This is a genomic window from Citrobacter europaeus, assembly GCA_020099315.1.
GTDB lineage: Bacteria > Pseudomonadota > Gammaproteobacteria > Enterobacterales > Enterobacteriaceae > Citrobacter > Citrobacter europaeus.
Map to the genome: position 1 here is coordinate 3,294,075 of CP083650.1, position 19,824 is coordinate 3,313,898.

Below are 19,824 nucleotides of genomic sequence, written 5' to 3' on the forward strand. Positions count from 1 at the left end.
ATAACATCTCAATTACTCTTCAGCGTCGTCCGCTGCATCGTCATCGCTTTCCGCTTCAGGCGCGATATCCTCGTCCCCTTCAGCAGCACTGCCGTCGATGGAGTCGAGCTCTTCATCATCAACAGGTTCAGCCACGCGTTGCAGACCCACTACGTTTTCATCTTCCGCAGTACGGATGAGGATCACGCCCTGGGTATTACGCCCTACTACGCTGATTTCCGACACGCGAGTACGCACCAGCGTACCTGCATCGGTGATCATCATGATCTGGTCGGTATCTTCAACCTGCACTGCGCCAACAACGGAACCGTTGCGCTCGGTGACTTTGATGGAGATAACGCCCTGGGTCGCACGAGACTTGGTCGGATACTCTTCCGCCGCCGTACGTTTACCGTAGCCGTTCTGGGTAACGGTCAGAATTGCGCCTTCACCGCGTGGAACGATCAGCGATACCACGCTGTCGCTTTCCGCCAGTTTGATACCACGTACGCCGGTCGCGGTACGACCCATTGCACGAACGGCATCTTCTTTAAAGCGCACAACTTTACCCGCGGCAGAGAACAGCATGACTTCGTCACTACCGGACGTCAGGTCAACGCCAATCAGTTCGTCGCCTTCGTTCAGGTTAACCGCAATGATACCGGCAGAACGCGGACGGCTGAACTCGGTCAGCGCCGTTTTCTTCACGGTACCGCTGGCGGTTGCCATGAAGACGTTAACACCCTCTTCGTACTCGCGTACCGGCAGAATTGCGGTGATACGCTCGTTCGCTTCCAGCGGCAGCAGGTTGACGATTGGACGTCCACGCGCGCCACGGCTCGCTTCCGGCAGCTGATAAACCTTCATCCAGTACAAACGACCACGGCTGGAGAAGCAGAGGATCGTATCATGGGTGTTAGCCACCAGCAGGCGGTCGATAAAGTCTTCTTCTTTAATACGTGCTGCAGATTTGCCTTTACCGCCACGACGCTGCGCTTCGTAATCGGTTAACGGCTGATATTTCACGTAACCCTGATGAGACAAGGTCACGACAACATCTTCCTGGCTAATCAGATCTTCGATGTTGATGTCAGCACTGTTCGCGGTGATTTCGGTACGACGTTCGTCGCCGAACTGCTCGCGAATCAGCTCCATCTCTTCACGGATAACTTCCATCAGACGATCGGCGCTGCCCAAAATGTGCAGCAGTTCAGCGATCTGCTCCAGCAGCTCTTTGTATTCGTCGAGCAGTTTTTCATGCTCAAGGCCAGTCAGTTTCTGCAGACGCAAATCCAGAATCGCCTGGGCCTGCTGTTCAGTCAGGTAGTACTGACCATCACGCACGCCAAATTCCGGCTCCAGCCACTCAGGACGCGCGGCGTCATCACCGGCACGTTCCAGCATGGCAGAAACGTTGCCCAGCTCCCACGAACGCGCGACCAGCGCTGCTTTCGCTTCTGCCGGAGTCGGCGCTCGGCGGATCAGTTCGATGATCGGATCGATGTTCGCCAGCGCAATCGCCAGTGCTTCAAGAATGTGTGCACGGTCGCGAGCTTTACGCAGTTCAAAGATAGTACGGCGGGTTACGACTTCACGGCGGTGACGTACGAACGCGGCGATAATATCTTTCAGGTTCATGATCTTCGGCTGACCATGGTGCAGCGCAACCATGTTGATACCGAAAGAAACCTGCAGTTGGGTCTGGGAGTAAAGGTTGTTCAGAACCACTTCCCCGACCGCGTCGCGTTTCACTTCAATCACGATGCGCATACCGTCTTTGTCAGACTCGTCACGCAGCGCGCTGATACCTTCAACGCGTTTGTCTTTTACCAGCTCGGCGATTTTCTCGATCAGGCGCGCTTTGTTCACCTGATACGGAATTTCATGGACGATGATGGTTTCGCGGCCAGTTTTGGCATCCGCTTCGACTTCTGCGCGGGCGCGAATGTACACTTTGCCACGACCAGTACGGTAAGCTTCTTCGATACCACGACGACCGTTGATGATCGCGGCGGTCGGGAAGTCCGGACCCGGAATATGTTCCATCAGCCCTTCAATGCTGATGTCTTCATCGTCAATGTATGCCAGACAGCCGTTAATCACTTCCGTCAGGTTGTGTGGCGGAATGTTGGTTGCCATACCTACCGCGATACCGGACGAACCGTTCACCAGCAGGTTAGGAATTTTGGTCGGCATGACGTCAGGAATTTGTTCGGTGCCGTCGTAGTTATCGACGAAATCAACCGTTTCTTTTTCCAGGTCAGCCATCAGCTCATGGGCGATTTTCGACATACGGATTTCCGTATAACGCATCGCCGCTGCGGAGTCGCCATCGACAGAACCAAAGTTACCCTGACCATCTACCAGCATGTAACGCAAGGAGAATGGCTGCGCCATACGAACAATGGTGTCGTAAACGGCGGTATCACCATGAGGGTGGTATTTACCGATTACGTCACCAACGACACGGGCAGATTTTTTATAGGCTTTATTCCAGTCGTTGCCCAATACGTTCATGGCGTAAAGTACGCGACGGTGAACCGGCTTCAGGCCATCTCGGACGTCCGGCAGCGCACGGCCAACAATGACCGACATCGCATAATCCAGATACGAGCTCTTCAGCTCTTCCTCAATGTTGACCGGTGTAATTTCTCTCGCAAGGTCGCTCATCTAACCGCTATCCCTCTACTGTATCCCGGATTCAAAGGTCGCAAATTATAACACATTCGCACAGATTCAGGTAAATGGATTCCCCCAGACAGAGGCTTTATTCATCCCGCCAGGCTGATATACTCATTTGCATCGCAAATTTAGGAGTAGAAGCCCCAATGAATGCCGAAAAACCCCCGGTAACTCACAACGTTGACCATGAAGAAATTGCCAAGTTTGAAGCAGTCGCGTCACGCTGGTGGGATCTTGAGGGTGAATTTAAGCCACTGCACCGTATTAACCCACTGCGTCTGGGCTATATTACTGAGCGCTCAGGCGGCCTGTTTGGTAAAAAGGTACTCGACGTCGGCTGCGGCGGCGGCATTCTGGCGGAAAGCATGGCGCGCGAGGGCGCAACCGTCACCGGGCTGGACATGGGTTTTGAACCGTTACAGGTAGCAAAACTTCATGCGCTGGAGAGCGGCATCCAGGTGGAATACGTACAAGAAACCGTTGAAGAACACGCGGAAAAACATGCGCATCAGTACGACGTTGTGACCTGCATGGAAATGTTAGAACACGTGCCGGACCCGCAGTCGGTGGTCAGGGCCTGCGCCAGACTGGTCAAACCGGGCGGCGAAGTGTTTTTCTCCACGCTTAATCGTAACGGCAAATCCTGGCTGATGGCCGTAGTTGGAGCGGAATATGTTTTGCGTATGGTGCCAAAAGGCACCCATGATGTGAAAAAATTCATTAAGCCCGCTGAACTGTTGGAGTGGGTTGACCAGACCGTGCTGAAAGAGCGTCATATGACCGGCCTGCACTACAACCCGATCACCAACAGCTTTAAACTCGGCCCAGGGGTTGATGTGAATTATATGGTGCACACTACCGCCAGGGTTGATTAACCTCTCCTGTAGGCCGGATAAGGCGTCAACGCCGCTATCCGGCATGCTCACGGGAACAATGCCTGATGACGCTCCGCTTATCAGGCTTACAAATCCTGTGCCAGATCATAAGAACTTTCTTCGCCTTAGATGAAGAAATCAGCACTCGATCAAATTTTCTATTTTTTTTCTCAATTATTGACATCCTCGCCAGGCCTTATAAGACGCGCACTTAGCGATTATTACCCTTTTGCAACCTCAATTTAACCTCAAAATCAACTCTTGTACTGAAAAGAATCCCTACTAGAATACTCACCATATAGCGTCTACTTTATCAAACAACCCCTACATATAGTATTTATCCACAGACTTAGTCACAACATGACTTTGTGGATAATATGGGGGATATTTTTTCTTTCACGGACAGGTAAAAAACCACATGAATCAGAGTCTGCTGGTGACAAAGCGTGATGGTAGTACAGAGCGCATCAATCTCGACAAAATCCACCGAGTTCTGGATTGGGCGGCAGAAGGACTGAATAACGTATCGATTTCTCAGGTCGAGCTACGCTCCCACATTCAGTTTTATGACGGTATCAAGACCTCCGATATCCATGAAACGATCATTAAAGCTGCCGCCGATTTGATCTCCCGCGAAGCGCCAGATTATCAGTACCTGGCTGCTCGCCTGGCGATTTTCCATCTGCGCAAAAAAGCCTACGGCGAGTTTGAACCGCCGAAACTGTTCGACCATGTCGTGAAAATGGTTGAAATGGGCAAATACGACAATCATCTGCTGGAAGACTACACGGAAGAAGAGTTCAAGCAGATGGACTCGTTCATCGTACACGACCGGGATATGACCTTCTCCTACGCGGCGGTGAAGCAGTTAGAAGGCAAATACCTGGTACAAAACCGTGTTACCGGTGAGATTTATGAAAGCGCGCAGTTCCTCTACATACTGGTAGCGGCCTGCCTGTTCTCTAACTATCCGCGCGAAACACGTCTGCAATATGTAAAACGTTTCTACGACGCCGTTTCTACGTTTAAAATTTCGCTGCCTACGCCGATTATGTCCGGCGTGCGCACCCCTACTCGTCAGTTCAGCTCCTGCGTGCTGATCGAGTGCGGCGACAGCCTGGATTCCATCAACGCCACCTCCAGCGCGATTGTGAAATACGTTTCTCAGCGCGCCGGTATCGGTATCAACGCCGGCCGCATCCGCGCACTGGGCAGCCCGATCCGCGGCGGTGAAGCGTTCCACACCGGCTGTATTCCGTTCTACAAGCACTTCCAGACCGCGGTAAAATCCTGTTCCCAGGGTGGCGTACGCGGTGGTGCAGCCACGCTGTTTTACCCAATGTGGCACCTGGAAGTTGAAAGCCTGCTGGTCCTGAAAAACAACCGTGGCGTTGAAGGCAACCGCGTGCGTCACATGGACTACGGCGTACAGATCAACAAACTGATGTACACCCGTCTGCTGAAAGGCGGCGATATCACACTGTTCAGCCCGTCCGACGTCCCGGGCCTGTATGATGCGTTCTTCGCCGACCAGGACGAGTTTGAACGTCTGTACACCAAATATGAAAACGACGACAGCATTCGCAAGCAACGCGTGAAAGCGGTCGAACTGTTCTCCCTGATGATGCAGGAACGTGCCTCTACCGGCCGCATCTACATCCAGAACGTTGACCATTGCAACACCCACAGCCCGTTTGATCCGGTTGTCGCGCCGGTGCGCCAGTCAAACCTGTGCCTGGAAATCGCCCTGCCGACCAAACCGCTGACCGACGTTAACGACGAAAACGGCGAAATTGCGCTGTGTACGCTGTCCGCATTTAACCTCGGCGCTATCAATAGCCTGGACGAGCTGGAAGAGCTGGCCGTACTGGCGGTGCGCGCGCTGGATGCGCTGCTCGATTACCAGGACTATCCAATTCCTGCCGCCAAACGCGGCGCAATGGGCCGTCGTACGCTGGGTATTGGCGTGATCAACTACGCCTACTGGCTGGCGAAAAACGGTAAGCGTTATTCTGACGGCAGCGCGAACAACCTGACTCACAAAACCTTTGAAGCCATTCAGTATTACCTGCTGAAAGCCTCTAACGAGCTGGCAAAAGAGCAAGGCGCGTGCCCGTGGTTTAACGAAACAACTTACTCCCAGGGCATTCTGCCGATCGATACCTATAAAAAGGATCTCGATGCTATTGCCAACGAGCCGCTGCATCTGGACTGGGAACAGCTGCGTGAATCCATCAAGACGCACGGTCTGCGTAACTCCACGCTGTCTGCGCTGATGCCGTCCGAGACCTCTTCGCAGATCTCCAACGCCACCAACGGTATTGAACCGCCGCGCGGCTACGTGAGCATCAAAGCGTCGAAAGACGGTATTCTGCGCCAGGTCGTGCCGGACTACGAACACCTGCACGACGCGTACGAACTGCTGTGGGAAATGCCAAACAACGACGGCTATCTGCAGCTGGTAGGTATCATGCAGAAATTTATCGATCAGTCGATTTCCGCCAACACCAACTACGATCCGTCACGTTTCCCGTCCGGAAAAGTACCGATGCAGCAGTTGCTGAAAGACCTGCTCACCGCCTACAAATTTGGTGTCAAAACGCTGTATTATCAGAACACCCGTGACGGTGCGGAAGATTCTCAGGACGATCTGGTGCCGTCCATTCAGGACGACGGCTGCGAAAGCGGCGCTTGTAAGATCTGATGAATGATGCCGGGCGGCGCTACGCTTACCCGGCCTACGATTGCACGGTTTGTAGGCCGGATAAGGTTTTTATACCGCATCCGGCGCTCATCCCACAAAGGATTCACATCAATGGCATACACCACTTTTTCACAGACGAAAAATAACCAACTTCTGGAGCCGATGTTCTTCGGCCAGCCGGTGAACGTTGCCCGCTACGATCAGCAAAAATATGACATCTTCGAAAAGCTGATCGAAAAGCAGCTCTCTTTCTTCTGGCGTCCGGAAGAGGTCGATGTTTCTCGCGATCGCATCGACTTCCAGGCGCTGCCGGAACATGAAAAGCATATCTTCATCAGCAACCTTAAGTATCAGACGCTGCTGGACTCCATTCAGGGACGCAGCCCAAACGTAGCGCTGCTGCCGTTAATCTCGATCCCTGAGCTGGAAACCTGGGTGGAAACGTGGGCGTTTTCTGAGACGATCCACTCCCGTTCTTATACTCATATTATTCGTAACATTGTGAACGATCCGGCGGTGGTGTTTGACGATATCGTCACCAACGAACAGATCCAGAAACGCGCGGAAGGCATTTCCAGCTACTACGACGAATTGATCGAGATGACCAGCTACTGGCATTTGCTGGGCGTTGGCACACATACGGTCAACGGTAAAACGGTTGTCGTTAACCTGCGTGAGCTGAAGAAGAAGCTGTACCTGTGCCTGATGAGCGTTAACGCGCTGGAAGCCATTCGCTTCTACGTCAGCTTCGCCTGCTCCTTCGCCTTCGCTGAACGTGAACTGATGGAAGGCAACGCGAAAATTATTCGTCTGATCGCCCGTGATGAAGCGCTGCACCTGACCGGTACCCAGCATATGCTGAACCTGCTGCGCAGCGGCGTGGACGATCCGGAAATGGCGGAAATTGCCGAAGAGTGCAAACAAGAGTGCTATGACCTGTTCGTCCAGGCCGCGCTGCAGGAAAAAGAGTGGGCAGATTATCTGTTCCGTGACGGCTCAATGATTGGCCTGAACAAAGATATCCTGTGCCAGTACGTTGAGTACATCACCAACATTCGTATGCAGGCTGTCGGGCTCGATTTGCCGTTCCAGACGCGCTCTAACCCAATCCCATGGATCAACACCTGGCTGGTGTCTGATAACGTGCAGGTTGCGCCGCAGGAAGTGGAAGTCAGCTCCTATCTGGTTGGGCAGATTGACTCGGAAGTTGATACTGACGATCTGAGTAACTTCCAGCTCTGATGGGCCGCGTTACTCTGCGCATCTCTGGCACACAGTTGCTGTGCCAGGATGAACACCCTTCCCTGCTTGCTGCGCTCGAATCGCACAATGTCGAAGTAGAATATCAGTGCCGTGCAGGTTATTGCGGCTCCTGTCGTACCCGCCTGGTAGCGGGACAGATCGACTGGATTGCCGAACCTCTGGCCTTCATTCAACCAGGTGAAATTTTGCCCTGCTGCTGTCGGGCAAACGGCGATATTGAAATAGAAATGTAGCGCATCGTGGGGAAAAATCGTTACTGACAAAAGAGCCGCCGGTGAACGGCAGCTCTTTATTTCTCCTGCAGGCAAGTATGAAAACGTTGACAGCAGACGGCCTTATCTAGCGGTTTATAACGTTTCATCCTATAAGGCCCGTGACCGGAGGTGCGTCACAGGCCTTGTGCCATTACTCTTTATTCAGGAACTTCACTGCTTTGTCGGGGAAGTCGGTGAACAGCCCGTCAACGCCCGCCTTGTTATACAGAATGTCATACAGCTGGTTTACGTCAGTAGTGTAATCCGGTAGCTGATCGGCACGAACGGTATAAGGATGCACCACCATCTTGTTCTGATGCGCATCCTGTACCATGCCAGTTAACAAGATATTGCCTTTCTTCGACTTCTCATCAACCAGCATGTGGTAGTCCGGCCCAATGCCGTCCGCATACTGCGCAACCTGCTTCATGGCACCCGGTTTAAACATCCAGTCGTAGTTGTAATTAACCCAACTGCCGTCCGGCTTTTTCTCCTGTGTTTCATTCCAGTCAGTGTACGCAATCAACTGTACCAGATTGAGATCCATCCCCATCTTCGGTTCCAGCTCATTCTTAATGCGCTTTAACTCTGCGACATCAAAACACTGCAGATAGACCTTGTCGTTCTTGTCGGTATACCCGTACTTTTTCAGTACTTCCAGCGTTTTAGCCGCAATGTCCTTCCCTTCCTGATGATGGAACCACGGTGCTTTCATTTCCGGATAAATACCGATGTTTTTACCGGTTGAATGATTTAATCCCTGAACAAACTCAATCTCTTCTTCGAAAGTGTGTACGCGGAAGTCAGATTTACCCATCGGGAAACGCCCTGGGTAGGTCTGGACCTTTTTGCCATTTTCGATATCAAAACCTTCGGTAAATTTCAGCGATTTAATCTCATCCAGCGTAAAGTCGATAGCGTAATAACGCCCGTCTTTACGCGCGCGATCCGGGAAACGCTCGGCAACATCGGTGACGCGGTCAAGATAGTGGTCATGCAGGACGACCAGATGGTCGTCCTTGGTCATCACCAAATCCTGTTCCAGGTAATCTGCGCCCTGAGCATAGGCCATCGCTTTCGCAGGCAGCGTATGCTCCGGTAGATAACCGCTGGCGCCACGGTGCGCAATCACGATTTTATCAGCGGCAACCGCTGCGCTGCTAACCACCATACCTGCCAGCATTAGCGCCACGCTGAGACTTTTCAATGTGGTTTTCATCTATTAGCCCCCGTTACGCTTCAGTAACATCTCTTCGTGATGACGTTTTTCGCCAATCATAACGACCACCAGCAGAATTACCGCCAGCACGCTACCGCCAATCATCACCATAAAGCCGCCGTCCCAACCGAAGAAGTCAACGGTGTAGCCGACAATGGCGCTCGCCGCCACAGAACCGCCGAGATAACCGAACAGTCCGGTGAAGCCTGCCGCCGTACCCGCCGCTTTTTTCGGCGCCAGTTCCAGCGCGTGCAGACCAATCAGCATGACCGGGCCGTAGATCAGGAAGCCGATGATAATCATACAAGCCATATCAACGTTCGGATTTCCTGCCGGGTTCATCCAGTAAACGATGGTCGCAATCGTCACCAGCGTCATAAAGAACACGCCGGTCGCACCACGGTTGCCACGGAAGACTTTATCCGACATCCAGCCACACAGCAGCGTGCCCGGAATACCCGCATATTCATACAGGAAGTAGGCCCAGGAAGATTTATCCAGTGCGAAATGCTTCACTTCTTTCAGATAGGTCGGTGACCAGTCGAGGATGCCGTAGCGCAGCAGATAAACAAACACGTTGGCGATAGCGATGTACCACAACAGTTTGTTCGGCAGTACGTATTGCATGAAGATCTGCTTCGCAGTCAGCTCTTCTTCCGCTTTCTCGTTGTAATCGTCCGGGTAGTCGTTCTTGTACTCTTCGATAGGCGGCAGGCCACAGGATTGCGGCGTGTCACGCATCAGAGCAAAAGCAAACAGCGCGACGACGATCGCACCGAAAGCAGGCATGTACAGTGCCGCTTTCCAGTCATTAAACCAGGCCATACCCAGCAGGAACAACAGAGGAGGCAGACCGCCGCCCACGTTGTGCGCACAGTTCCAGACGGAAACTATGCCCCCACGCTCTTTCTGCGACCACCAGTGCACCATGGTACGACCACACGGCGGCCACCCCATTCCCTGGAACCATCCGCAGAGGAACAGCAGCACAAACATAATCGCAATGCTCGACGTCGCCCACGGCACAAAGCCCATGAACAACATCACAGCGGCGGCCAGTATCAGACCCGCTGGCAGGAAAACGCGCGGATTCGAGCGATCCGAGACGGATCCCATGATGAATTTCGAAAATCCATAAGCAATGGAGATACCGGACAAGGCAAAACCCAGATCGCCACGCGAAAAGCCTTGCTCAACCAGATACGGCATCGCAAGGGCAAAGTTCTTACGTACCAGATAGTACGCGGCATAACCAAAAAATATCCCCAGAAAAATCTGCCAACGTAATCGACGATATGTCGGGTCGATCTCCGCTGCAGGCAAACGCGCCGTGTGTGACGCTGGTTTAAAAATGCTCAACATAGTGTAGCCTCCGTGGCCGTCTTTCATTCGAAGTAAACACTGCAGTTCGTCATTACTACCCTACCGCTCCCAGTGTGGCCGCGATGTTAAGGAAAGATACATAACAAAAATGTGAAACGCAGCACATATTGTTACAGATTTATGACAAATGTTCATAAAAGCGCATGAAATCACGTTTCATTTTCGAATAATGAGCGATTATGCGCGAAATCAAACAATCCATGTTTTTTATGTGGCTAAATGATAAAAAACGAACTGTGAGGAAAAACAATGAAAACTCGCGACTCGCAAACAAGTGACGTGATTATCATTGGTGGAGGAGCAACTGGTGCAGGGATCGCACGTGATTGTGCGCTGCGCGGGTTGCGCGTCATCTTAGTGGAGCGCCACGATATCGCCACAGGGGCGACCGGACGTAACCACGGCCTGCTGCACAGCGGTGCGCGCTACGCCGTCACCGATGCTGAATCTGCCCGTGAGTGCATCAGCGAAAACCAAATTCTGAAACGTATTGCCCGTCATTGCGTTGAGCCGACGGACGGTCTGTTTATTACCCTGCCGGAGGATGAGCTCTCCTTTCAGGCTACCTTTATTCGCGCCTGTGAAGAGGCCGGTATTCGCGCAGAAGCGATCGACCCTCAGCAGGCCCGCATTATTGAACCCTCCGTCAACCCACAGCTGATTGGTGCGGTAAAAGTGCCGGACGGCACGGTTGATCCTTTCCGCTTAACCGCCGCCAACATGCTGGATGCGCGTGAGCATGGCGCGGTTATCTTAACGGCCCATGAAGTGACGGGACTGATTCGCGAAGGGGCAACGGTTTGCGGCGTTAACGTGCGTAACCATCTTACGGGTGAGATGCAGTCCCTGCATGCGCCAGTAGTGGTCAACGCCGCCGGGATCTGGGGCCAGCGCATCGCGGAATATGCCGATCTGAGCATCCGTATGTTTCCGGCCAAAGGTTCACTGCTGATTATGGATCATCGTATTAACCAGCATGTCATCAACCGCTGCCGTAAGCCGTCTGACGCCGATATTCTGGTGCCCGGTGATACCATTTCGCTAATCGGTACTACCTCGCAGCACATTGATTACGACGATATAGACAGCAACCGCGTCACCGCAGAAGAGGTCGATATTCTGCTGCGTGAAGGTGAGAAACTGGCGCCGATTATGGCGAAAACGCGCATTTTACGCGCCTACTCAGGTGTGCGTCCGCTGGTGGCCAGTGACGACGATCCAAGTGGACGTAACGTCAGCCGCGGAATTGTGCTGTTCGATCATGCAGAGCGTGACGGACTGGACGGATTTATCACCATTACCGGCGGCAAACTGATGACCTACCGCCTGATGGCGGAATGGGCTACCGATGCGGTTTGCCGTAAGCTGGGTAATACCCAACCTTGTACAACGGCAGACACCGCACTGCCTGGCTCACAGGATTCTACCGAGCATACGCTTAAACGCGTGATCTCGTTGCCCGCACCACTGCGCGGCTCGGCGGTCTACCGCCACGGCGATCGCACCCCTGCGTGGCTTAGTGAAGGTCGTCAACACCGCAGCCTGGTCTGTGAATGCGAAGCGGTCACTGCAGGCGAAGTGCAATACGCCGTCGAAAATTTAACCGTCAACAGTCTGCTGGATTTGCGTCGCCGTACCCGTGTTGGAATGGGGACCTGCCAGGGCGAATTATGTGCCTGTCGCGCCGCAGGTTTGCTGCAACGTTTTAATGTCACCACCGCCGCGCAATCTATCACCCAGCTTTCCGATTTCCTCAACGAGCGCTGGAAAGGCGTGCAGCCTATCGCCTGGGGAGATGCGCTGCGCGAAAGCGAATTCACGCGCTGGGTCTATCAGGGATTGTGCGGTCTGGAAAAGGAGCACCAGGATGAAATTTGATACCGTCATTATCGGCGGCGGTCTGGCCGGACTGCTGTGCGGCCTGCAACTGCAAAAAAGCGGTTTACGCTGCACGATTGTCACGCGCGGCCAAAGTGCCCTGCATTTTTCTTCCGGCTCACTGGATTTGCTCAGTAACTTACCCGATGGCCAACCGGTGACCGATATAGAAGCGGGCCTGAATGCGCTGCGCACTCAGGCACCCACACATCCGTATAGCACCATCGGAACCCGCAACGTTCTGGAACTGGCCCAGCAGGCGCAAAATCTGCTGGAAGAATGTGGAACCCATTTGCAGGGCAAGGTACATCAGTCACATCAACGCGTAACCCCGCTGGGAACACTGCGCTCAACCTGGTTAAGTTCCCCGGAAGTTCCGGTCTGGCCGCTGCCCGCGCAGCGTATCTGCGTGGTAGGTATTAGCGGCTTACTGGATTTCCAGGCGCATCTGGCCGCGGCCTCACTGCGTCAACGCAATCTCAGCGTCGAGACGGCAGAAATCGACCTGCCTGAGCTGGACGTCCTGCGTGATAACCCAACCGAGTTTCGCGCCGTCAATATAGCGCGCCTGCTGGATAACGAAGATAAATGGTCACTACTCTATGACGCTTTATTACCGGTCGCAAAAACCTGCGACATGATAATCATGCCAGCCTGCTTCGGTCTGGCGGATGAACGACTCTGGCAGTGGCTTAACGAGCGCCTCCCCTGCTCGCTGTCGCTGCTACCGACCCTACCGCCTTCGGTTCTGGGTATGCGTTTGCACAACAAATTGCAGCGCAAGTTTGTGCGTCAGGGCGGCGTCTGGATGCCGGGTGATGAAGTGAAGAAAATCACCTGTCAGGATGGCGTGGTCAGCGAAATCTGGACCCGTAATCATGCCGATATTCCTTTGCGACCACGCTTCGCCGTGCTCGCCAGCGGCAGCTTCTTCAGCAGTGGACTGGTCGCCACGCGTGAGGCTATCTATGAACCGATCCTGGGGCTGGATGTACAGCAAACCACCACTCGCGCCGAGTGGTATCAGCGTGACGTCTTCGACCCACAACCATGGCAACAGTTTGGTGTTACGACCGATGCCGGATTACGCCCGTCACTGGCGGGACAAACGATAGAGAACATGTATGCCATCGGTTCGGTTCTCGGCGGATTCGACCCTATCGCCCAGGGTTGCGGAGGCGGCGTGTGCGCTGTCAGCGCTTTACATGCCGCACATCATATTGCGAAACGTGCAGGAGGCCAGCAATGAGCGACACACGTTTTGAAAGTTGTATCAAATGCACGGTGTGCACCACGGCCTGCCCGGTAAGTCGCGTCAATCCGAACTACCCTGGTCCTAAACAGGCCGGCCCGGACGGTGAGCGTCTGCGCCTGAAAGATGGCGCGTTATATGACGATGCGCTGAAATACTGCATTAACTGTAAGCGTTGTGAAGTAGCTTGCCCGTCAGACGTGAAAATTGGCGATATCATCCAGCGCGCGCGCGCCAAATACGACACTACACGTCCGTCGTTACGTAACTTTGTCCTGAGCCATACCGATTTGATGGGTAGCGTATCCACCCCCTTCGCCCCGATAGTGAATACCGCCACCTCGCTAAAACCGGTGCGTCAGCTGCTGGATTACGCGCTAAAAATCGATCATCGCCGTACGCTGCCGAAGTACTCCTTTGGTACTTTCCGCCGCTGGTATCGCAGCGTTGCCGCACAGCAGGCGCAGTATCCGGATCAAGTCGCCTTTTTCCATGGCTGTTTTGTGAATTACAACCATCCCCAGCTCGGCAAAGATCTGATCAAGGTGTTGAACGCGATGGGAACCGGGGTGCAACTGCTGAGCAAAGAGAAATGCTGCGGCGTGCCGCTGATTGCCAACGGCTTTACCGATAAAGCGCGTAAGCAGGCGGTGAGCAACGTGGCTTCGCTTAGGGAAGCGATTGATGGCAAGGGCATTCCGGTGATCGCCACCTCATCCACCTGCACCTTTGCGCTGCGTGATGAATATCCGGAAGTGCTGGATGTCGATAACTCAGGCCTGCGCGAGCACATTGAACTGGCAACCCGCTGGCTGTGGCGCAAGCTGGATGAAGGCAAAACGCTACCGTTGAAAACGCTGCCGCTGAAGGTGGTCTATCACACGCCATGCCACATGGAGAAAATGGGCTGGACGCTCTACACGCTGGAACTGCTACGGCAAATTCCAGGTCTGGAACTAACGGTGCTGGACTCGCAGTGCTGCGGGATTGCCGGGACATACGGCTTTAAAAAGGAAAACTACCCGACATCGCAATCCATTGGCGCACCGTTATTCCGCCAGATTGAAGAAAGCGGCGCTGATATCGTCGTCACCGACTGCGAAACCTGTAAATGGCAGATTGAGATGTCTACCAGTAAGCGTTGCGAACATCCCATCACCCTGCTTGCCAAAGCGTTAGGTTAACTCTGTTGCCCGGTGGCGTCCTGCTTACCGGGCATTTTTGCGCATCATGTTCCGCTTAACTGAATACGTTGCAATTGGACGTATTTATCTCTGATTCATCTACGCAAAGCCCCCATTCTCCACATGCAACGCATGTTAGAAGCGGATACCGTCACGCCATCTTCTCTTTCTGGTGACGGACTACCATGGCTAAATCCACCACACCTACACCGCACGATGCGGTTTTTAAAAAGATAATGTCTTACCCCGAGATGGCTCGGGATTTTCTGGATATTCACCTCCCTGTCGCATTACGTGAGATATGCGATATGCAAACGCTGAAGCTGGAGTCCACCAGTTTTATCGAACAGGATCTCCGTGCTTACTACTCAGACGTATTGTGGTCACTAAAAACACGCGAAGGTCAGGGGTATATCTATTGTGTTATCGAACATCAGAGTACCGCGGTACAGCACATGGCATTTCGCCTGATGCGTTATGCCACTGCTGCGATGCAGCATCATCTTGATGCCGGGCATAAAACGCCGCCGCTGGTGATCCCCATGCTGTTTTATCACGGTCAACAAAGTCCCTATCCCTGGTCGCTCAACTGGCTGGATGAATTTGATAATCCGCAACTGGCGCGCCAACTGTATTCAGAGGCTTTTCCGCTGGTCGACATTACCGTAATACCTGACGATGAAATCGCACAACATCAGGGGATTGCGCTGCTTGAGTTGATGCAAAAACATATCCGCGATCGTGATTTAATGGGGTTAGTGGACCGACTGGTCTCGCTATTAGTTACAAGTACCGCTAATGACAGCCAGCTACAAACGCTATTTAATTATCTGCTACGGTACGGTGACGCTTCTCACGTCAGCGGATTTATCCATGAAGTTGCCGAACGTTCCCCACATAACAAGGAGAGGTTAATGACAATAGCAGAGAGGCTGAAACAGGAAGGTCACCACAATGGGCTGCAACAAGGAATTGAACAAGGGATACAACAAGGATTAGCGCAAGGAGTACGCAAAGGTACACAAGAAGAAGCCTTGCGCATCGCACGCATGATGCTGGAAAATGGAATTGATAGAGATTTGATTCGGTTAATTACTGGGTTATTGCCTGACGATGTCACCAAATGAGTCAGACAGGGAAGGTTTGTAGCCTTCCCTATCAATCATTAAATCGTGAGCGACTCAACGACTTCGATCCAGCCGTGCTCGCTGGCAACATCCTGGCCGTTGAGCCAACGGCGCAGCATATTGAGGGCCATCATCGCGCACACTTCCTGGCGAATCGGCAAGCTGTAGCGATTAGCGTTCAACCGTACGCGTAAGGCATGCGTCCCGTTAGGCGTGGCCAACGCAAAGTTAATATGTTCGTTTTCGAAAGCCGATATCGCCAGTGCCAGCCCGGCATAGTGATTGCCGCGTCGCTCGGTTACCCAATGCGCCGTTTGCGCCAGCGTTTCTTCCTGGGGAGGCACCACTTCACTTGCCAACAAAGGAGCATTTGCACGCGAAAGCTGTAGCGCCACCAGACCACCGGTGAATTGTTCGCTCAGCGTCAGGCTGTATTGTCGTTCCTGCAATGTGCGGGCGATTTGCGCGGGCAAACCTTCCGTACCTTCGAAAATCATATTCTGCCCGGCAACCCGCTTAACTTCGGGCCACAGCGCCAGCATCGCTTCGCGTTGGGAATCCGGTCCGGTCAGCTTCAGCTCAATAATCGGCATTGAGGAGCGGTAGCCCATTGTCACTCCCGGAGGCAATGGCAGCGGGTCCAGGCTTTGCGCCAGATCGCTTTCTGAGCGACCAAAAGTGGTTAATCGCAGGCATAGCGGAGGTTGAGACAGCGAAAAACGCTCACGCAAACGCGGCAGGATTTCATGCTCAACCATGACTTTAAATTCAGATGGTACACCCGGCGTAAAGAACATCAGGCAGCGGTTAAGCTTCAGGGCAAACCCGCACGCGGTCCCCACCGGATTATTGATAAACTCCGCGCTGGCAGGAAGTTCAGCCTGTTTGCGGTTGCTCGGCGCCATTACGCGTCCACGATCGCGGAAATAACGCTCCATCTCGGCGAGCCATGCATCATGCAGCACCAGCCCTTCGCCTTTTGCCGTTGCCGCCGCCAGCGCGCTCAAGTCATCGCTGGTTGGCCCCAGACCGCCGTTAACGATCAGTACATCGGCATGTTCGCTACGCTCACGCAAGACGGCGACCAAATCGTTAAGATTGTCACCTACCGTGTTGCGACGCGTTAGCGGTAAACCCTGATTAAAGAAAAAATCGGCCAGCCAGGCGGCATTGGTGTCGACGATTTGTCCGTGCAACACTTCATCCCCGGTGGATAACATCTCCACGTTTAACATCGTGTTCTCCTGCTTTTATGATGAAAACACTATAACGCATGGAGGGGGGAAGGCGCGACTGAACGCCGCGCCAGAAATATCAGAAGCTGGCATTAACCCCAACGTACGGGCCGTCAGCAATCGCATTATCACGGTTGCCGTCTTTACCCGCCAGGTTCAGATAGCGATAGCCGGCTTCAATGCTCAGCGGGCGCAGGATAGTCAGACGCGCACCGGCATTCGCTTCTTCATAGCTGTCGATACCGCTGGAAAGCGAATCCGGCGAGTAATAGTACTCACCAAACAGACGAATGCTGTCGCCGATCGGCCACTGCAGACCGCCACCTACCGCCGCCGCATAACCTTCATCACCATCGTTTGGATTGGTATAAACGCCTTTACCGCCAACGGTCGCTAACAGTGGACCCAGTGGGATATTCAGACCCAGGCCCAGTCCGGCAACATCACCGTCGTCATCGTTATGCATCCAGTTACCGCTGACAGCCAGACCGGTGGTCTCAGTACCCATACCGAAACCCAGGTTGGTGTAGTCTTCGCCCGCCTGGCCGCTGATGCTAATCGCGCTCGCCGACGCGGAAAAAAACAGCATTCCGGCAAAACCCAACATTAAACTTTTTTTCATTTTCTATCCTTTCCAGCAAGAATCAAAACATAGCCCCAAAACCGGTGAATTGTACTGTCAGATGACGAGGAATCAATGAGCTAAAAAAGCGATGCAACGACATATTGTAACTAAATACTACTCAGAAGATGTGGATAAGGTTAAATTCTTGTGTCATTTATACATGTGAACGTAGCAAATGGCCGTTTTCAACAAACATCCTGTTTTCCCAGCCAAAGTGGCGTTATTCATTGATGAAGCATTTTTTCTAGCGTCAGCAAAAGGTAAGATGCGTGCATGATGGAATTTTTTTCTACCTCCCCTAAAGGACTGAACTTATGCGCCAAAGAACGATTGTTTGCCCATTAATTGAAAACGATGGCTGTTATTTACTGTGCAAAATGGCTGACGACCGCGGTGTGTTTCCCGGTCAGTGGGCGCTGTCTGGCGGCGGTGTTGAACCAGGCGAACGCATCGAAGAAGCTTTGCGCCGGGAAGTGAGAGAAGAACTGGGTGAACAGTTGGTGTTATCAGAAATTACGCCATGGACCTTCAGTGACGATATTCGTACCAAAACTTATGCCGATGGCAGCCAGGAAGAGATTTATATGATTTATCTCATCTTCGATTGTGTGGCGGCGAATCGCGAAGTGAACATTAACGAAGAGTTCCAGGCATTCGCCTGGGTTAAAGCGGAAGATATCGGCACCTACGACTTAAATATCGCCACGCGTAAAACGTTAACTTTGAAAGGGTTACTGTAAATCCCACAAGTTTAAACGTAATATAAACAATGTGCACAATAGCGGTATTGTTCTCAGCATTCAGCAACAGAGGTCATTACCGCCATGAAGACTAAAAATACTTTATATTCAAACAAATAAATCACCATTCCCTCTTTTTATCTTTGAATTTCAAACCTTAAACTCTTAAGGATAAATTAACCTTCAGTCATTAACCTTTGAAGCCTGATTAAATAATTAACGCCCCCTGTTTATCACGAAAAATAAAACTTCGGTGGCGTTAAATGGCTTGAAGGAATAATGATGTCTGACTTTTTGCCTTTCTCTCGCCCGACCATGGGCGCAGAAGAACTTGCCGCTGTGAAGACGGTTCTGGACTCTGGATGGATAACCACCGGCCCGAAAAACCAACAACTGGAAGAAGCATTCTGTCAGCTCACCGGAAATCAGCACGCCGTCGCCGTCTGCTCCGCTACGGCAGGGATGCACATCACGTTGATGGCGCTGGGCATAGGCGCAGGCGATGAGGTCATTACGCCGTCAATGACATGGGTTTCGACCCTCAACATGATTGTTTTGCTGGGTGCGGCGCCGGTCATGATCGACGTCGACCGCGATACGCTGATGGTCACGCCGGAGCAAATTGAAGCCGCTATCACCCCGCGTACCAAAGCCATTATTCCGGTACATTACGCAGGCGCCCCCGCCGACCTTGACGCAATTTATGCCATTGGCGAGCGCTACTGCATTCCGGTTATAGAAGATGCGGCTCACGCCGTAGGGACGTTATATAAGGGTCGCCATGTCGGCGCGCGCGGCACGGCAATCTTCTCGTTTCACGCCATCAAAAATATCACCTGTGCAGAAGGTGGGCTAATCGTCACCGACGACAGTCAGCTTGCCCAGCGTCTTCGCAGCCTGAAGTTTCACGGTCTGGGCGTCGATGCATTTGATCGACAAACCTATGGCCGGGCGCCGCAGGCCGAAGTACTTGCGCCAGGATACAAATACAACCTCACAGATATCAATGCCGCCATCGCGCTGGTACAGCTGAATAAGCTGGGACAACTGAATTCACGCCGGGCGCAAATTGCCCAGAAATATCAACAGGCGCTGGCCGATACCCCGTTTCAACCGCTGGGCCTGCCCCAGTGGTCGCACGTTCACGCCTGGCATCTGTACATCATTCGCGTTGACGAAGCGTGCTGTGGCCTGAGCAGAGATGCCCTGATGGAGGCGCTAAAGGCCAAAAATATCGGTACTGGTCTGCATTTTCGTGCGGCCCATACGCAAAAATATTACCGCGAACGCTTCACTACCCTTTCGCTCCCAAATACTGAATGGAACAGCGCGCGCATCTGCTCGCTGCCGCTATTCCCCGACATGACCGAAGCGGACACCCAGCGGGTGATTACGGCACTTCGCGAGATTGCAGGACAATAACC

At 52.9% G+C, this 19,824-nt stretch carries 15 protein-coding genes; 10 read left to right on the forward strand and 5 right to left on the reverse strand.

The features are described 5' to 3' along the window. Positions 1-12 precede the first annotated feature (12 nt). Positions 13-2,649 carry a DNA topoisomerase (ATP-hydrolyzing) subunit A gene (gyrA, locus tag LA337_15615; GenBank protein ID UBI14606.1) on the reverse strand — a complete coding sequence of 879 codons (2,637 nt, stop codon included), beginning with the start codon at positions 2,647-2,649 and terminating at the stop codon, positions 13-15. A gap of 158 nt (positions 2,650-2,807) precedes the next feature. Between gyrA and ubiG the strand changes: the two genes are divergently transcribed. The 4 genes from ubiG (at position 2,808) to LA337_15635 (ending at position 7,736) form a co-directional block, all read left to right on the forward strand. Beyond that, positions 2,808-3,536 (forward strand): bifunctional 2-polyprenyl-6-hydroxyphenol methylase/3-demethylubiquinol 3-O-methyltransferase UbiG, encoded by a 729-nt coding sequence (ubiG, locus tag LA337_15620; protein UBI14607.1) that lies wholly within the window; start codon positions 2,808-2,810, stop codon positions 3,534-3,536. Between the two features lie 418 nt (positions 3,537-3,954). Further along, positions 3,955-6,240 carry a ribonucleoside-diphosphate reductase subunit alpha gene (gene nrdA / locus LA337_15625; GenBank protein ID UBI14608.1) on the forward strand — a complete coding sequence of 762 codons (2,286 nt, stop codon included), beginning with the start codon at positions 3,955-3,957 and terminating at the stop codon, positions 6,238-6,240. Between the two features lie 111 nt (positions 6,241-6,351). Then, positions 6,352-7,482 (forward strand): ribonucleotide-diphosphate reductase subunit beta, encoded by a 1,131-nt coding sequence (gene nrdB, locus LA337_15630; GenBank protein ID UBI14609.1) that lies wholly within the window; start codon positions 6,352-6,354, stop codon positions 7,480-7,482. Next, entirely contained in the window at positions 7,482-7,736 is a 255-nt protein-coding gene (locus LA337_15635) for a 2Fe-2S ferredoxin-like protein (protein UBI14610.1), read from the forward strand. The genes nrdB and LA337_15635 overlap by 1 nt, the downstream gene beginning before the upstream one ends. A 172-nt stretch (positions 7,737-7,908) precedes the next feature. Here LA337_15635 and glpQ read toward each other — a convergent pair whose 3' ends face one another. After that, complete coding sequence (glpQ, locus tag LA337_15640; protein UBI14611.1) at positions 7,909-8,976, reverse strand: glycerophosphodiester phosphodiesterase; 1,068 nt, start codon at positions 8,974-8,976, stop codon at positions 7,909-7,911. Between the two features lie 3 nt (positions 8,977-8,979). Next, positions 8,980-10,338: a glycerol-3-phosphate transporter gene (gene glpT / locus LA337_15645; protein UBI14612.1), complete on the reverse strand. Its 1,359-nt coding sequence runs from the start codon at positions 10,336-10,338 to the stop codon at positions 8,980-8,982. A gap of 270 nt (positions 10,339-10,608) precedes the next feature. Here glpT and glpA point away from each other — a divergent pair, with 270 nt between their 5' ends. The 4 genes from glpA to LA337_15665 all read left to right on the forward strand — a co-directional run bounded on the left by glpA (position 10,609) and on the right by LA337_15665 (position 15,800). Further along, the gene (glpA, locus tag LA337_15650) at positions 10,609-12,237 is read left to right on the forward strand and encodes an anaerobic glycerol-3-phosphate dehydrogenase subunit A (GenBank protein UBI14613.1); all 1,629 of its coding nucleotides are present in this window, start codon (positions 10,609-10,611) and stop codon (positions 12,235-12,237) included. Beyond that, the gene (gene glpB, locus LA337_15655; protein ID UBI14614.1) at positions 12,227-13,486 is read left to right on the forward strand and encodes a glycerol-3-phosphate dehydrogenase subunit GlpB; all 1,260 of its coding nucleotides are present in this window, start codon (positions 12,227-12,229) and stop codon (positions 13,484-13,486) included. Before glpA ends, glpB begins: the two co-directional genes overlap by 11 nt. Then, entirely contained in the window at positions 13,483-14,673 is a 1,191-nt protein-coding gene (glpC, locus tag LA337_15660) for an anaerobic glycerol-3-phosphate dehydrogenase subunit C (protein UBI14615.1), read from the forward strand. The genes glpB and glpC overlap by 4 nt, the downstream gene beginning before the upstream one ends. Before the next feature lie 185 nt (positions 14,674-14,858). Continuing rightward, on the forward strand, positions 14,859-15,800 hold the full coding sequence (locus LA337_15665) for an Rpn family recombination-promoting nuclease/putative transposase (GenBank protein UBI14616.1): 942 nt from the start codon (positions 14,859-14,861) through the stop codon (positions 15,798-15,800). 38 nt (positions 15,801-15,838) lie between these two features. On the opposite strand, the gene LA337_15670 is transcribed toward LA337_15665, so the two are convergent. Both LA337_15670 and LA337_15675 read right to left on the reverse strand, forming a co-directional pair. Then, on the reverse strand, positions 15,839-17,035 hold the full coding sequence (locus tag LA337_15670) for a nicotinamide mononucleotide deamidase-related protein YfaY (GenBank protein ID UBI14617.1): 1,197 nt from the start codon (positions 17,033-17,035) through the stop codon (positions 15,839-15,841). Positions 17,036-17,114: 79 nt separating this feature from the next. Beyond that, positions 17,115-17,657 (reverse strand): YfaZ family protein, encoded by a 543-nt coding sequence (locus tag LA337_15675; GenBank protein UBI14618.1) that lies wholly within the window; start codon positions 17,655-17,657, stop codon positions 17,115-17,117. 317 nt (positions 17,658-17,974) lie between these two features. Between LA337_15675 and nudI the strand changes: the two genes are divergently transcribed. Both nudI and arnB read left to right on the forward strand, forming a co-directional pair. After that, complete coding sequence (gene nudI / locus LA337_15680) at positions 17,975-18,400, forward strand: nucleoside triphosphatase NudI (GenBank protein ID UBI14619.1); 426 nt, start codon at positions 17,975-17,977, stop codon at positions 18,398-18,400. Between the two features lie 282 nt (positions 18,401-18,682). Then, positions 18,683-19,822 carry a UDP-4-amino-4-deoxy-L-arabinose aminotransferase gene (arnB, locus tag LA337_15685; GenBank protein UBI14620.1) on the forward strand — a complete coding sequence of 380 codons (1,140 nt, stop codon included), beginning with the start codon at positions 18,683-18,685 and terminating at the stop codon, positions 19,820-19,822. The last annotated feature ends 2 nt before the right edge of the window (positions 19,823-19,824 follow it).

Coding starts and splice junctions, on each gene's coding strand:
- gyrA (UBI14606.1), bottom strand. CDS start 2,649: ATGAGCGACCTTGCGAGAGAAATTACACCGGTCAACATTGAGGAAGAG.
- ubiG (UBI14607.1), top strand. CDS start 2,808: ATGAATGCCGAAAAACCCCCGGTAACTCACAACGTTGACCATGAAGAA.
- nrdA (UBI14608.1), top strand. CDS start 3,955: ATGAATCAGAGTCTGCTGGTGACAAAGCGTGATGGTAGTACAGAGCGC.
- nrdB (UBI14609.1), top strand. CDS start 6,352: ATGGCATACACCACTTTTTCACAGACGAAAAATAACCAACTTCTGGAG.
- LA337_15635 (UBI14610.1), top strand. CDS start 7,482: ATGGGCCGCGTTACTCTGCGCATCTCTGGCACACAGTTGCTGTGCCAG.
- glpQ (UBI14611.1), bottom strand. CDS start 8,976: ATGAAAACCACATTGAAAAGTCTCAGCGTGGCGCTAATGCTGGCAGGT.
- glpT (UBI14612.1), bottom strand. CDS start 10,338: ATGTTGAGCATTTTTAAACCAGCGTCACACACGGCGCGTTTGCCTGCA.
- glpA (UBI14613.1), top strand. CDS start 10,609: ATGAAAACTCGCGACTCGCAAACAAGTGACGTGATTATCATTGGTGGA.
- glpB (UBI14614.1), top strand. CDS start 12,227: ATGAAATTTGATACCGTCATTATCGGCGGCGGTCTGGCCGGACTGCTG.
- glpC (UBI14615.1), top strand. CDS start 13,483: ATGAGCGACACACGTTTTGAAAGTTGTATCAAATGCACGGTGTGCACC.
- LA337_15665 (UBI14616.1), top strand. CDS start 14,859: ATGGCTAAATCCACCACACCTACACCGCACGATGCGGTTTTTAAAAAG.
- LA337_15670 (UBI14617.1), bottom strand. CDS start 17,035: ATGTTAAACGTGGAGATGTTATCCACCGGGGATGAAGTGTTGCACGGA.
- LA337_15675 (UBI14618.1), bottom strand. CDS start 17,657: ATGAAAAAAAGTTTAATGTTGGGTTTTGCCGGAATGCTGTTTTTTTCC.
- nudI (UBI14619.1), top strand. CDS start 17,975: ATGCGCCAAAGAACGATTGTTTGCCCATTAATTGAAAACGATGGCTGT.
- arnB (UBI14620.1), top strand. CDS start 18,683: ATGTCTGACTTTTTGCCTTTCTCTCGCCCGACCATGGGCGCAGAAGAA.